Origin of the sequence: Paludibacter sp. 221 (assembly GCF_010501035.1) — a bacterium.
Taxonomy (GTDB): domain Bacteria; phylum Bacteroidota; class Bacteroidia; order Bacteroidales; family Paludibacteraceae; genus QVMH01.
Genome location: NZ_QVMH01000058.1, coordinates 1 through 14889, shown reverse-complemented (window position 1 = coordinate 14889; position 14889 = coordinate 1). Strand labels below are relative to the sequence as shown.

Here is a 14889-nt window from a genome sequence, read left to right as displayed (position 1 = left end):
ATGGATTTTTATGAATAAAAAGTCTTTTATCATAATACTTACTGTTGTTATCGCAATTCTTATTGGAGTTGTTATTTATTTCGTTCACCAATCTCGCCGGTCCACTAAAGAAATGAACGAAATTGTAGAGATGATGGCATTTGAGAAAGAACAGTTGGAAAATGAATTTTCAGAACTTAGCATAGAGTATGGCAACTATCCTACTACTTTGCGCAACGATTCGCTTGTGAAACTGTTGGAAAATGAGCAGATGAAAGTGCAGCAGTTACTTGAAGAACTGCGTATTACCAAAGCAACCAATGCGCGGAGGATAGCTGAGCTCCGAAAGGAACTGACCACCGTGCGTACTGTGATGAAAACTTATGTAGTTCAGATTGACTCGCTGAATGCGGTGAACACCCGTCTTGAGAAAGAAAACAAACAGGTTCGCCATCAATATCAGGTAGCCACTAAAAAGGTGGAGGTACTATCCAAAGAACGTGAAACGCTGAGCGAAACTGTAGCGCGTGCGTCAAGGCTTGATATAACCAACTTTGAGATGAAAACCCTCAATGCAAAAGACCGTGCTACAAAACGTTACTCGCAGATAGCTACTTTGGAATTTGATTATACAGTATCCAAGAATATAACAACGCAACCGGGACTTAAAACAATTTACCTGCGCATTACACGGCCTGATGATGAGGTGCTGACGAAAAGCCCCGAAAACGTATTTCCTTTCGAGGATAAGAATATCGTATATTCGGCTACAAAAGAGTTTGAGTATGACGGAGAAGCCGTAGATGATGTTATTTATTGGAAAGTGGAAGAAATACTTCAGATAGGAGATTACCGTGCCGATTTCTTTGTTGATGGAAGCCTTGTAGGTAGTTTTCAGTTTGAAATAAGAAAATAAATTAAGAATGTCTTTCGTCCTTTTGGATTTATAATTCGGTAAGACGAAAATGGAGATAAAATTATTGAATTAGGTATATAAGTGATGATTTTTTTTAACCACAATTCTTGGCAAAGCCAAGCGAACAAGTTCGAGCGGATACAATAGATGCTTCAGGGTATCAAAATATGTAGAATTGCTACTTTATTCTTTCGTAGCCGAAGCTAACCTTTCCGCCTCAGCTGGTGAGCGTTAAAAAATTCAGCATAACGCAGCGTTAAACAGGATTTGCTGTTTGACGAGCAAAGCGAGGAGTTTCAAAGCCTGTAGCGTAGTGAAGCTGAATTTTAGCGAAGCAGGNTTTTTTGTTTACTTTTTCAGCTATAGGAAAAAGTAAAAGCCTGTCCGGCTTGAGGACGAAAAGAATAAAAATGAGGGTACTATAACTCTCCCTAAATCCCTCTCTCAAAGAGAGGGACTTTGAGAGTGAGAAACGAAAGAGCAGTATCTAATGAATTTGGGGATTAGAATGTAATTTTGATGCGGTTACCCTAATAGATGCTTCATCATTTGTTTTTCAGATTTAAAAACAGTAGAAAACTGTTTTTAAAGAACACATAGCCAAGTTCTCTATTCGCAGCTATTGTGTTCTTAAATAACACCAACTGGTGTTATTCTGATTTCTATCATAAAAAAACTATTGTGTCTATTGTGGTTCAGAATCGAAAGATTAAAGAGAATAAAACGATTATAAGGAAAAATGTCCGAAACAAAACAATTTCATACAGGCTCCAAACGGATTGCTTTCGACGAGCGGCACCGCAGAACGATAAACTTCAACATATCGCGTTACGATGCTGCTGTAGCCAAAGGCATCGCACGCTATCAGGATATAGAAGAAGCAAGGAACAGGGCTGCCTCCATTAAACGTAATATGCTGAAGGATTGGGACAAGTACCTGATTCAGTTCGAGGAGAATATCACAAAGCGGGGCGTGAAAGTGCTTTGGGCCAAAGATACGGTAGAAGCTACTTCGTATATTAAAGATATATTGCTGGAGAACGAAGCCCGCTTGCTGGTGAAAAGTAAGTCGATGACAACGGAGGAAGTAGAGTTTAACCACGTGGCGGCAGAAGTGGGTTGCGAGTCGGTAGAGACTGATCTTGGCGAGTTTATCGTACAGGTAGCGGGCGAACGCCCTTACCATATTGTAACGCCCGCTATGCATAAATCGAAAGAAGATATTGCCGCGCTTTTTCATAAAGAGTTCAATACACCCGAAAGCAGCACACCCGAGGAACTGACAGAGTATGTACGTCAGGTGCTACGAAAAAAATATACTACTGCCGATGTAGGAGTTACGGGGGCTAATTTTCTGGTGGCTGATGTGGGTGGAATTTCTGTTACCGAGAACGAGGGTAATGGCGTAATGACCACCGCTTTTCCTAAAGTACATATTGTACTTGCCGGAATCGAAAAGATTATTCCCCGGATGAATCAGTTAGGGCTGTTTTATCCGCTCCTGGCTGCAAAGGGAACAGGGCAGCAGATAACTGCCTATAATACTATCATTACTGCGCCCCGACAGGGGGACGAAGCAAACGGGCCTGAGCAAATGTATGTCATATTGCTTGATAACGGACGTACTACTGTATATGAAGATGATGATGCTTACGAAGCGCTATCGTGTATCCGTTGCGGGGCATGCCTCAATGGTTGTCCGGTATATAAAACCATAGGTGGATATGTGTATAATACCACTTATAGCGGGCCTATCGGTTCGGTTTTAACGCCTTTTTTCCGTGGATTTAAGGATTTTTCGCACCTGAGTTTTGCATCGTCGCTTTGTGGGAAATGTGCGGAGGTATGCCCTGTCCGAATCCCGTTGACCGATATATTGCTTACAAACCGACGGAAAGCGGTGGAGAATTATCATCGCCCACTTGTTGAGCGTGGTGCTATGAAGGGTTTCCGAATGATAAGCTCCAAACGCATTGGTTTTGATGTTTTCCCATCCGGATTAAAAAATGTAGCTTTGTATCCATTCAACTTTGTAGGCTGGGGGCCAAAGCGTTCGATGCCTAAGTTTGCCCGAAAATCGTTTTCGCAACAATATAGAAAGAATAAAAAAAATTAAAATCTTGGCTCTTGGCTCTTTATTCTTGTATCTTACTAATACTTGTAACTACTTATATATGAAACGTACTGCATTTGGATTGACAACATTGTTTTTTATTTTGGTTTTTTCGTTCACTTCGTGCAAACAAGACAGGTATCTCGACTGGAAGTACATGAACGTCCAGTGGTTTAATAAACAAAAGGAACTGAAAAAGGAAAGTTCGGATGAAAACTATTGGCAACGTACTGAGAGCGGTTTGTTGTACCGTGTACTGAATGAAGGAATCGGAACAGCAAAACCGAGCAATAAAAGTGTTGTCGTTGTGAGTTATCAGGAGGTTTTCATGAATGAGAAGGTTAATTCGGACGTAACGCCTTCTACCGCAACTCTTAGTTATTTGTCTGCCGGGCTTCAGGAGGGAATTAAAATGATGAAACTAAATGCTATTTATGAGTTTTGTTTGCCATATGAGCTGGCCTATGGAGAAGATGGCACAAGTTCCGTACCCCCTTATACCACGCTTATATACCATCGTGTAGAGTTGCACGATTTTTATACGCAATCAAACTAAGAAACAGTTTTTAAGCACTTATGAGGAAAGTTGTTTTTCTTATCTCATTGTTCGTTTCGGTAATTGTTTCGGCTCAGAAACAATATGCTGTCGAATCGATTCCGCGTCCTAATCAGTACGATGCGACTAATTTTGTTAGTAATCCTGATGGTATCCTTAGCCGTCAAACAGTATCTCAGATTAACGCTGTGATAAATTCGCTCGAAAATGATACAAAAGCAGAAGTTGCTGTTGTAGCGGTTAACTCTATTGGGACTCAGGATATTTCAAATTTCAGTGTGAAACTGTTTGAAAAATGGGGAATAGGAAAAGCCGGAGCCGACAATGGTTTACTCATTGTTTTTGTGCTCGACCAGCGTACCATTAAATTTGAAACGGGCTATGGTCTTGAAGGGGTGCTGACTGATGCCCTTGGCAGGCGCATACAGGAGGAAGCCATGTTCCCTTATTTCCGCAAGGGCGATTATAACGCAGGTATGCTTGCTGGTGTTCAGCGTGTTGCTTCTGTCATTCGCGAGGAGCCGGTAGCTGTGCCTGCAGAAGAACTTATACAATGGGGAGTTGTCTTGCCCATAGCGTTGGCATTGTATATTATTATAGTTTTATTGTCTTTCCTGTGGGTCAACAGTATTGTAAGTAAGGTAAAAAACGATAAGCGGTATCCTACCAATATTGCCCGTTATAAAGCTATAAAAAGCCAGAAGTCGGGTATGGTAAGCGTTATTTCTTTTATTCTTCCGCTTATCACTCTTTTCATAGTAGTTTTTTTCATCCGTGCCGAATACATTATACTGGTAATCCCGATGCCTTTTTTGGCTATTCCGGCCAATTTGTACGCCAAATACCGGATGCGTAAAATACGCCGCCAGCCAATACCTTGCGACGTGTGCGGGGGAACAATGCACATTCTTTCGGAAAAGGATGAAGACAAGTATCTGAGTGTATCGCAGCAGTTTGAGGAACAACTGAGTGCTGTTGATTATGATGTTTTCTTATGCGATAAATGTGACAATACGCTTGTTTTTACGTTGGATAAACCAAGCGCATATTCCATATGCCCAAAGTGCGGAACCAAAGCCTTTATAAAAACCGGAAGCAAAGTGATTGTTGCACCTACCTATGTGAGTACAGGGGTACAGCAAACGATATATAAGTGTAAATTCTGCGGATACGAGGAACATAAAAACACAAAACTCCCACGCTTGCGCCGTTCCAATGCAGGAGCAGTAGCCGGAGGCATGGCTGCCGGAAGCGTTCTTCGCGGTGGTGGAGGCTTTAGCGGTGGCGGTAGCTTTGGCGGTGGACGTTCAGGAGGCGGTGGTGCTGTGGGGCGATGGTAAGTGATATAGTTACAAGTGTTTAGTTACGAGTTACAAGGCTTCATAGCCTTTCTTTCATCGGATTTGTAATCCGAAAGGACAAAAGAACACAGTAGAATGTTCATAAACTATGTGTCTCTATGTGTGAACTAACTGAACCTATGTGTCATAAATTTGAAAATAAATATATTACATTAATTAAAACAAAAGGCTCTCCCTTAAACAGAGAGCAATTAGGAAAATTATGAAAAAGAACACTGTCATTATTATTGTGGTTGCCGTTATTGCACTAATAGCATTGTGGGCAATAAGTGGCTATAATGGTTTGGTAAATTCAGAAGAAAGCGTTTCGGCACAATGGGCTAATGTAGAAAGCCAATATCAGCGCCGTGCCGACCTTATTCCGAACTTGGTGGCTACTGTAAAGGGATATGCCTCGCACGAGAGCGAAACGTTGGAAAATGTAGTTGCTGCAAGGGCAAAAGCAACTCAGGTTACTGTAGATGCTGATAATCTGACCCCCGAAAAACTGCAACAATATCAAGCTGCACAGGGCGAGTTAAGCTCGGCGTTAGGTCGTTTGTTGATGATAACCGAGAATTATCCTGACCTGAAAGCTAACAAAAACTTTCTTGAACTTCAGGCTCAGCTCGAAGGTACCGAAAACCGTATTGCGGTAGAGCGTCAACGCTTTAACGAAATGGCAAAGGCTTATAATGCCAATATCCGCCGTTTTCCTAAAAACATACTTGCGTCGATGTTCGGGTTCGAGAAAAAACCATATTTCGAGGCAGAAGCCGGTGCATCTCAGGCTCCGCGTGTTGAGTTTTAATATCGGTGCATGAGTAAACGGAAAATAAATTTATATATCATTATTGTATTGTTGCATGCAGTTGTTTTTACAGCGTGCAACAATAACATCTCGTCCATACCCGATGCGCCTGTCAACGTACGGCTGAATCTTGTTAACTATATAAATTTGTATGCTGCCGGTGAGTACGTTACTTTTACTGAGCGAAACCCTGCTATTGGGGTTTACGATATAGGCTATGGTGGAGTCCTTATCTATGCCTATGTTGATATAAATAGTGGTGGTAGTGTAATTCATGCGGCATTTGATATGTGCTGCCCTTACGAGAAAGATAAAAATATCAAGGTTAGCGTATCTTCTGATGAGTCGAACCTGTCGGCAGTATGTAAAGAGTGTGGCTCTACTTTCAATTTGAACTGGGGACAAGGCTATGTAGAAAAAGGGCCAGCCAAGGAATCCTTAAAACCTTTTACCGTATCCCGTAATGGGGATTTCCTTATCGTTACTCCCAAATATAGATAATTTAAATACACATTGGTGCAAGTCTGTGACTTGTGCCTCTATTTTTGCAGTTTTAAACTGCATTTATTTTCGGCACAAGTTACATTACGCTAAACTTGCGCCAATGGGGGACACCTACGAAAACACATAGAAACACAAGTAGAAATACTTATAAGCTATGTGAACCTGTGTGTCTTATCTTACCACTTCTTTGGTTTAAATACGATAGCTGAAATAGCGGTGAAAACGATGTAAAAAGGATATATCACCGACAGGCAAAACGAATAAAATTCCACCGATTTCAGCGAGTAAAAATCACTAACCTCATTCAGAAACTGTGTGTCTACCCAGTATTTCAGTACGAAAAAGAGTAAGAAAATATACAGGTATAGTATATTGAAAAAAGAGAATATAAGCAACAGCAACTGAGCTAGACAAACTCCGAAAACCACACAAGCGGTAAATATCAGATGCCAGTCGGTATAAGCAGTAGATTTTCCTGCCCATCGCCTGCGCTGACGGACGAATGCTTTCAGGTTTTTTGCAGGCTCGGTTTCTACAAAGGCTTCTTTCGACCGTAGGAAACGGATAATTCCTCCCCGTTTTTTTATGCTTTGCAGCAGGAACATATCGTCGCCCGACTGTTCTTCCATCTTTAGGTCTTTCTGGCTTTTGAGCCACGCCTCTTTGGGGAATGCCAAGTTTGCCGCATTGCACATAATAGGCATTTGTGCTCCTGCCGCCCCTGCTCCTGAGGCTGTAAGGCTGGTGAACTCAAACTGCTGTAGATGGGAGAAAATCCCCTTTCTACCGCTTAGTTTTACCGGGCATATGATAAGGTGCGACGGGTTTTGAATTTGGAAATCGACAATGGTCTGAATCCATGTTTTTTTCGGGCTGCAATCGGCGTCGGTGGTAATGATTAATTCGCCCGATGCCTGTTTGATACCTTTGGCGATGGCTGCTTTTTTGCCTTGCCCGTCGGACTCAATGTAGACAGCATTCTCGAACCGGCTTAGCGACTCCTGCATTATCTGCGCTGTATGGTCTGTAGAGTGGTCGTTTACCAGTATAAGTTCAAAATCTTTGTAGCTTTGGTTTCTTAAGCCTTGGATAAGGTGTGGTAGGCTTTTTTCTTCGTTTTTGCAGGCAACAACTACAGATACTTTAATGTCGCTCTCCACAATTCTCCTGTGAGGATGAAAATCGTCCATGTTTTTCCATCCTGCTTTGAATATGCGGATAAGGATGATGTATAACGCAATAAGAATTGTAGTTGTAGTAATGAGCCACATAGTATTTAGAATCAAGAATCAAGAGCCAAGAATCAAGATAATGCTTGTCTACAGTCGTTGGTCAATAGTCAACAGTTGTTGGTAGGCTGTTGTCTGTTTGACCATTGACTAAAACATATAATTCAATCCGATGTAAAATCCGGTGTTTCCATCCTGCTTGTTCAGCGCCTTGCCGAAGTCGACAGATATTACGAAGTTTTCATTCCAACCTATTTTAAGCCCTGCTCCCAGTGTGGAGTGGAATTTACCTTTTTCGTAATCTCTGAAGTATTTTTCCTGTGCTTCTTGCGGCGCGTTCGATAAATCCATCTTGATTGGCCTTAATATTACTCCTGTATCGAAGAATACGTTTGTACCCACGTAGAAGTTTTGCTTCCACAGCTCGAAGCGTACAAACTTCCAACGCCATTCAAAGTTACCGAAAGCAAAAGCATCGCCTACCACACGGTTGCGAAGTACTCCACGTACTGATGTCTTCCCTCCAAGCCCTTGTGAGTAAGCGGCTGTAAGGAAGCTGGTGATAACCAGCGGTTGCGCGTAATATGGAACATGGCTGTTGCCAATAGTGGTTTGGTAATCGATGCGATATGCAAGCGACATGTCGTTCGGTATCAAGGTAAAGTATTGGCGGTGTATCAGAGCAAATTTAGTATGAGGGTATGTCCGGTTCATAAATTTTGGTGCAGTTTGTATTACAGCCTCTGTCCATATCCCTTTCATTGGCGAAGCCAGCTGGTCGCGCGAGTCGTATTTAAATCCTAATTTAAGGTAGTTTATGCTTCCGCCGTTCGCTTCCTCAGGCTCAATCAGCCCCCAGTCCTGATAAAGCTGGTACAATGTCCTTTCCTGATTATCAGTGCCCAGTTTTTGATAGTTCACGCTATCCATTGCGAAATGATAGAAAGTATAACCTGCTACCCAACCAAAATTTGAAGCTCCGAAACTACCCTGAAAATCGGCTTTTGCACGGAACATATTACGGTCGTTTTTGTAAAAAAAGCGGGTGGATTCGTCGTTTTTTAAATCGCCATTGTAGTAACTCTGATAACCGTTGAATCCGTAAAAATCCATTGCACGGTCGGTAAGGTAAGTTACGTCTACCGTTGTACGTACTTTGGGTATCAGGCGGTCCGAGTCGTACATGAGCCGTGCTATTCCCGTGCCTTTGGTGTATCTTGAGTACTCCAGATACAACGAATGGTTGTAGCGTGGGTAGCGGCTTCCATCTCCATAGTGATAAAGGTTTACAATAGCCCCGTACTGGAATCCAAGGTCGGAGTCGTACGAAACGGCAGGTAATGCTCCGAAACCGAAGCCTGTTTTCTTTTTTTCCTGCGAATGGAGGTATAGTGAGATAAAAATAAACGATAGGATGATGAGTAGTGTTTTTTTCATAATTATTTTTTCTTAAATGCTTCTTTATTAAGGTTCTGTATCCTCACCTGAATGATTTTGCTGAAACAGCTTGTACAAAAATAATAAAGATAGAACAAATTTGAATAAAAAGAGTTGAGTAAAACGTAACTTGCTAATTGGCAGCAAAGATATAAAAAAAGTACACTAAGAGAGTGTACTTTTATATAATACGGGTTGCAACCGTCTTATATTGTTTTTTTAGTTCATGCAGTTGGAGCAGGTTCCCCTGTACGATATTTCGGCCGAGTCGAAACTGAATCCTTTGATTTCGGGAATTTTGAATATATCCGGATTGATATCCGTCAGGTCATGCACTTTGCCACACCCTTTGCAGATGAAATGCGCATGTGCCGAAATATCTACATCATAACGTGCGTTTTTTTCATCGATGCTTAAAACACGTACAGCACCCTTTTCGGCAAATAAGTTCAAGGTGTTATATATCGTTGTTTTAGATAAAGTCGGTATTGATGGGCTCAAACTGATATAAATTTCATCAACAGTAGGGTGTATTTTGTTGTTCAGCAAAAAATTCATTACAGCAATTCGTTGTACCGAAGGTTTTATCGAATATTTCAACAGATGTTGTTGTGCCTGCACAATATTTTTAGTCATTTTGGAGTGTTTTTTAGGTCAATATGGAATTAAGTCTAAATTGTAACAATTACAAATATAGTCTTTTTTATTGGATTATCATTCCTGTTTACAAAATTATAGAAAAATATCTCGATAGTCCATTTTTTAATAAAAAAAAGCCGTATTATTATATACGGCTTTTGATAAAGTATGATAATTTAACAGATTACAGTGCTTTTATCTCTTTCAAGATGTCATTTGTTTTGCGTACTGCGTCGGCACTTTTAACAAATAATGCTTTTTCTTCCTCATTAAGTTTGTAATCAATGATTTCTTCGATACCGTTTTTACCGATAACTGCCGGAACACCGATACAAATATCTTTTTGTCCGTATTCGCCGTCGAGGTAAACACAACTTGGGATAATTTTCTTTTGGTCGTGAATAATTGATTCTACTACATAGGCAGCAGCAGCTCCCGGAGCGTACCATGCCGAAGTGCCTAACAGGCTGGTAAGTGTAGCACCGCCCACCATTGTGTCTGATACCACTTTGTCAAGTTCTTCTTTGCCTAACAGGTCGGTAACAGGACGGCCTTTGTAAGTGGCAAAACGTGTCAGAGGAATCATTGTAGTATCACCGTGTCCGCCGATAACCAATCCTTCCAATTCGCTTGTATTGGCATCAAGAGCCTTGCTTAAGTAGCATTTGAAACGTGAACTGTCCAAAGCTCCTCCCATACCAAAAACTTGATTTTTAGGAAGTCCGGTAGTTTTCAATGCCAAGTAGGTCATTGTATCCATTGGGTTGCTTACAATCAGGAGGATTGCTTTAGGTGAGTATTTCAGAATGTTTTCGGCTACGCTTTTTACAATTCCGGCATTAACACCGATAAGCTCTTCGCGGGTCATACCCGGCTTACGTGGAACTCCCGATGTGATTACAACTACATCCGAGTTTGCTGTTTTTGCATAATCGTTTGTATAACCTGCTATTTTAGAATCGAATCCTAATAAGCCTGCTGTTTGGAACATATCAAGTGCTTTTCCTTCCGAAACGCCTTCTTTTACATCCAACATGATTACTTCGTCTGCCACTTCGTTAAAGGCAAGAACATTTGCACATGTGGCACCTACATTTCCGGCGCCTACTACCGTTACTTTTGACATATTGTTATTGTTTTATAAGTTTGAAAATTCTTTTTAGAAAAACGTTTGCAAAGATACGAATAATAGAATTGAAGAAAAATTTCTTTAATCTATTTTATAAAATAAAATAAGCTAACAACTGCTAATGAATGGTTGTATAGTAAGAACAAAAAAATTGCATTATTGTTCTCGGTAACTACTGGGAGGAGGATGTAAAGAGAGTGTCCCAAAAGGAAAGAGAACGCAAATTGCGCAGATAAACACAAATTCACGCAAATCTTATTTTGTTGAAATAAAGCAAGTTACAAAAAACAAAATTTGCGTAACCTGCGTAATTTCTTGGCTTACGCCAAGCGAAATATCGAGCGGCGTTCAAAAAAGACTTTTGAGACAGCCTCGATAGTTTGGTAACGGCTGCTTTTAGCACTGCCTCTGCGTGCCGTAGGTACGCTACTTGCTGAAATGGTTTCGTACCTACGGCACGAATAATGTCCGCTATTACGTGCTGTTACCAAACTTATTTTATATCTTTTATCTTGCCTCTTGATTCTTGGTTCTTGATTCTTGGTTCTTGGTTCTCGATTCTTGGCTCTCGATTCTTGGTTCTTGGCTCTCGATTCTTGGTTCTTGGCTCTTGATTCTTGGCTCTCGATTCTTGGTTCTTGGCTCTTGATTCTTGGCTCTCGATTCTTGATTCTTGATTCTTGGCTCTTGATTTAAATCAGCCTATAGCTCATACGGTGGTATGGCGTAATGCCAAACTGCCGGATGGCTTCGCGGTGTGTCTTGGTAGGGTATGCCTTGTTCTTGTCCCAGCAGTAGTGTGGAAATTCATTATGTAGTTTTAGCATAAACTCGTCGCGGTGTGTTTTGGCAAGTACCGACGCTGCTGCAATCGAAAGGAATTTACTGTCTCCCTTTACTATGGTCTGGTGTGGAACGTCCTGATATGGTTTAAACCTGTTGCCGTCCACAATGATAAATTCCGGTCGCATCAGCAATTGGTCTATTGCCCTGTGCATGGCAAGTATAGATGCGTTCAGGATATTTATTTCGTCAATCTCGTTGTTGTCGACAAACGATACCGCCCATGCGAGTGCATTTTCTTCTATTACGGGGCGTAGCTTGTCCCGTTCTTTTTCGCTAAGTTGCTTGGAATCGTTTAGCTTGTCGCACGTAAAATCGGGGGGTAGAATTACCGCCGCCGCCACTACAGGCCCGGCAAGGCAGCCGCGTCCGGCTTCGTCGCATCCGCACTCGAAACGGAATGTGGAAAAATGGCTTTGCAACGGTTCTTTGTTATTCATCTTCGTCGAACAATACTTTAGCTTCTTTCCACAGTACAGGAGCAAAATTGGTCAAAGGCTCGTAAAAGAAAGATTCTTCTTTTGTTTCTTTTTTTATGAACGAAGATTTACGGTCGAAAGCATCTACTACATTCAGTAGTACACTTACTATTAACGCGTATTTCAGTGCGCCAAATATTCCTCCAAGAAACTTATTAAGCCCTCCGAGCGCAATGGCAGAGAATAGCTTATCGAGCAGATTTGCAACAACGAGCAGTACAACTACAATAGCCAGAAACAGTATAAGGTAGGAGAGTGGCTGCGCAATGGAGGCTTTCATGTCGAACATTGACATGAGTAGCTTTGATACCTGAGGCTCGAACAGCCTTGCACCTAAAATTCCGAGTACGATTGCCGCTAATGAAATCAATTCTTTAATGAGCCCCTTGAACAATCCGACTACAAACCCGATAATTACCGGAACGATGATGCATATATCAAAAATATTCATAACGTTTTATTTATTTTGATTTGTTGCAAATATAGTAATTTGTTGTGAGCTGTTAACTCCTGCATACCATACTTTTATCATTTTATGCTTTAAAAGTATGGTGCCGAAATTGAACTTTCTTGTGTCGGGTGTGTTTTTTAGTAGAATATCTTTTTTAATTTTGGCATGGGTTTTGAATGTTGAAGTATTAAAGCAAATTAAAACAAATTATTTACCATTAAAATTATTTATCATGAAAACAGGAATAATTGCCCCGCTTACCTTGTCTATGTTGTTTATATTGACTTCTTCCTGTGTTACACAAGTGCATACGCAACCTGTACCTACCAAAACTGTTACTGTGGAAGCTATGAGCGACGACATCAGTTACAACCTCGACTTGCGGGCTGTGGCTACAGTTTTTGCCAACTCGCGCAATCTGGAAGATTTCGAGTACCGTCTGAATGATTATGAAAGCGGTATTTCCAATCTGGATTTGAACAGGGATGGACAAGTTGATTATCTGCGTGTGGTGGAGATGTACGAAAACCGTACACGGCTGGTAGTTGTTCAAGCTGTTTTAGGTTACAATGTTTTTCAGGATGTAGCAACCATTGTTGTTGAATCGAAGAATAGAAACACTGCTTACGTACAAATAGTAGGCGATCCTTACATCTATGGTGTAAACTATATTATCGAGCCTGTATTTTATGCCACTCCCGTTATTTATACATCATTCTGGGCTCCGCATTATGTAGTTTGGCGTTCGCCATATTACTGGGGGTACTATCCACGCTATTATTACCACAAAGCACCTGTACGTACCAACGTATATATTAACAACATTCATATACACGTAAACAACCGTAACAATTACAATTATACCACAAAGGTACGTAATCAGCGTACAGTAAGCCGTATGAGCACTACTGTGAGCCGTAGCGATTATGCAAAACGCAATCCCGGACAATCGTTTACCAGCCGTAACACAAACGTTCGAAATACACGCGAAATGCAGGCAAGAGACTCGCGAGCAACTCAAAGCCGTACAAACCAAAGCGGAACGCGTAGCAACAGCAGCACCGCTACTCCGAGCCGAAGCTCGTCCTCAAGTACGACTACCGGTCCACGTTCAAATTCGTCGACCAATAGCCGGCAAAATACTTCGGGAACCTCAACTAACAGTAGGCAGAACAGCTCGGGCACTTCTACTACCAATAGCAGGCAAAATACACAGGGCACAGGCACTAACTCGTCGGGCACAAGCCGTCAGACTACAACACAGCCAAGCTCTACTACCAATACGCGTCAGAACTCGAATTCATCGGGCACAAGTACCCGTTCATCGTCCAGTTCAAGCTCAGGTAGCAAACAAACTACTACCCAGCCAAGAAACAGCTCATCGTCGAGCAGAAGTAACTCAAGCGGAACGGTAAACTCTAACAGCTCAAGCTCGCGTAGCAATTCAAGCCCTACATCTACCCGTTCGTCCGGTTCATCATCATCAAGCAACCGCTCGTCCGGCACAAGTGTTCGCCAATCCACCGGTTCCTCCAGTTCGAGCCCAAGCCGCTCTTCAGGTACGAGCTCTTCGGGCAGTAGCCGTAGTTCAGGCTCTTCGTCCTCTTCGTCACGGTCGTCAGGCTCAACTTCGCGGAGTAGCAGATAAGACATTCGTGCTTTAATAATAAAACAAGATATAAAGCGTTATAAAAAGAGAAGTAAAAACATTTTGCTTCTCTTTTTTTTGCTTATTGTAGTATGAAAAAAATTGCCGGATTACTTTTAGCCTCTCTTTTGTGTGTAACATCAGCTTTTGCACAAGATGACTTTTTTGTTCGCCTTTCGGATGCAGCTATGGAGCTTACACGCCAAAGGGTAACTTATGACCCTTCTTATTTCACTATACCTTATCCCAATGGCGATGTTCCGGCCGATAAGGGTGTGTGCACAGATGTGGTTGTCCGGGCATATCGCAAACTGGGTATCGACCTTCAGAAAGAAGTTCATGAGGATATGAAGGCGAATTTTGATAAATATCCTAAGATATGGGGATTGAAGCATCCGGATAAAAATATCGACCACCGGCGTGTGCCTAATCTTATGACTTATTTTTCGCGCTATGGTGAAGTAAAATCCATATCAGACAATCCCGACGATTACCAACCCGGCGATATTGTATGCTGGAATCTGGGTGGTGCTGTTACTCACATTGGCATAGTGGCAAACAAGCGTTCGGCTGATAACATTAGATATTGCATTGTACACAACATAGGGGCAGGGCAGGTGTCGGAAGATTGTCTGTTCGATTATAAAATCATAGGGCATTATCGTTTTAAAAAATGAATAACCGGATGATTTTTCATTTTCCGTTAAATATTTGTATCTCAAAAATCAAGCCTTTACATTTGCACTCACATTCTTCGGATAAAAATGAGGAATGATTTAGTTAGCTACAAGTTATCAGCTACAAGCTATAAGTCT

General features: G+C 41.6%; 15 protein-coding genes. 8 read left to right on the top strand and 7 right to left on the bottom strand.

Annotation, left to right across the window (positions count from 1 at the left end; genetic code table 11):
• The first annotated feature begins 10 nt into the window (after positions 1-10).
• From D0T49_RS11510 to D0T49_RS11485, 6 genes are all read left to right on the top strand, one after another.
• The gene (locus D0T49_RS11510) at positions 11-895 is read left to right on the top strand and encodes a cell division protein FtsL (protein WP_163631594.1); all 885 of its coding nucleotides are present in this window, start codon (positions 11-13) and stop codon (positions 893-895) included.
• Between the two features lie 739 nt (positions 896-1634).
• Positions 1635-3011 (top strand): lactate utilization protein B, encoded by a 1377-nt coding sequence (locus D0T49_RS11505; protein WP_163631592.1) that lies wholly within the window; start codon positions 1635-1637, stop codon positions 3009-3011.
• 58 nt (positions 3012-3069) lie between these two features.
• Positions 3070-3564 (top strand): FKBP-type peptidyl-prolyl cis-trans isomerase, encoded by a 495-nt coding sequence (locus tag D0T49_RS11500; RefSeq protein ID WP_163631589.1) that lies wholly within the window; start codon positions 3070-3072, stop codon positions 3562-3564.
• Positions 3565-3584: 20 nt separating this feature from the next.
• Entirely contained in the window at positions 3585-4904 is a 1320-nt protein-coding gene (locus D0T49_RS11495) for a YgcG family protein (protein WP_163631586.1), read from the top strand.
• 223 nt (positions 4905-5127) lie between these two features.
• The gene (locus D0T49_RS11490) at positions 5128-5715 is read left to right on the top strand and encodes a LemA family protein (protein ID WP_163631583.1); all 588 of its coding nucleotides are present in this window, start codon (positions 5128-5130) and stop codon (positions 5713-5715) included.
• Positions 5716-5724: 9 nt separating this feature from the next.
• The gene (locus D0T49_RS11485) at positions 5725-6216 is read left to right on the top strand and encodes a hypothetical protein (RefSeq protein WP_163631580.1); all 492 of its coding nucleotides are present in this window, start codon (positions 5725-5727) and stop codon (positions 6214-6216) included.
• A gap of 179 nt (positions 6217-6395) precedes the next feature.
• Here the strand turns inward: D0T49_RS11485 and D0T49_RS11480 are convergent, their stop codons facing one another.
• From D0T49_RS11480 to D0T49_RS11450, 7 genes are all read right to left on the bottom strand, one after another.
• Positions 6396-7490, bottom strand: a complete 1095-nt coding sequence (locus tag D0T49_RS11480) for a glycosyltransferase (protein WP_163631577.1) — start codon at positions 7488-7490, stop codon at positions 6396-6398.
• A gap of 108 nt (positions 7491-7598) precedes the next feature.
• The gene (locus D0T49_RS11475; protein WP_163631574.1) at positions 7599-8885 is read right to left on the bottom strand and encodes a hypothetical protein; all 1287 of its coding nucleotides are present in this window, start codon (positions 8883-8885) and stop codon (positions 7599-7601) included.
• A gap of 219 nt (positions 8886-9104) precedes the next feature.
• A complete protein-coding gene (locus D0T49_RS11470; protein WP_370519673.1) occupies positions 9105-9506 on the bottom strand; it encodes a Fur family transcriptional regulator in 402 nt (133 codons plus the stop codon).
• 202 nt (positions 9507-9708) lie between these two features.
• Positions 9709-10650 carry a malate dehydrogenase gene (gene mdh / locus D0T49_RS11465; RefSeq protein WP_163631568.1) on the bottom strand — a complete coding sequence of 314 codons (942 nt, stop codon included), beginning with the start codon at positions 10648-10650 and terminating at the stop codon, positions 9709-9711.
• A 323-nt stretch (positions 10651-10973) separates the two neighbouring features.
• Positions 10974-11144: a hypothetical protein gene (locus D0T49_RS11460; RefSeq protein WP_163631565.1), complete on the bottom strand. Its 171-nt coding sequence runs from the start codon at positions 11142-11144 to the stop codon at positions 10974-10976.
• A 201-nt stretch (positions 11145-11345) separates the two neighbouring features.
• Positions 11346-11936, bottom strand: coding sequence for a ribonuclease HII (locus tag D0T49_RS11455; RefSeq protein ID WP_163631562.1), 591 nt, complete (start codon positions 11934-11936; stop codon positions 11346-11348).
• Positions 11929-12426: a CvpA family protein gene (locus D0T49_RS11450; protein WP_163631559.1), complete on the bottom strand. Its 498-nt coding sequence runs from the start codon at positions 12424-12426 to the stop codon at positions 11929-11931. Before D0T49_RS11450 ends, D0T49_RS11455 begins: the two co-directional genes overlap by 8 nt.
• 232 nt (positions 12427-12658) lie before the next feature.
• Between D0T49_RS11450 and D0T49_RS11445 the strand changes: the two genes are divergently transcribed.
• Complete coding sequence (locus D0T49_RS11445; protein WP_163631556.1) at positions 12659-14074, top strand: hypothetical protein; 1416 nt, start codon at positions 12659-12661, stop codon at positions 14072-14074.
• 92 nt (positions 14075-14166) lie between these two features.
• Positions 14167-14751 (top strand): DUF1287 domain-containing protein, encoded by a 585-nt coding sequence (locus D0T49_RS11440; protein ID WP_163631553.1) that lies wholly within the window; start codon positions 14167-14169, stop codon positions 14749-14751.
• Positions 14752-14889: the final 138 nt, after the last annotated feature.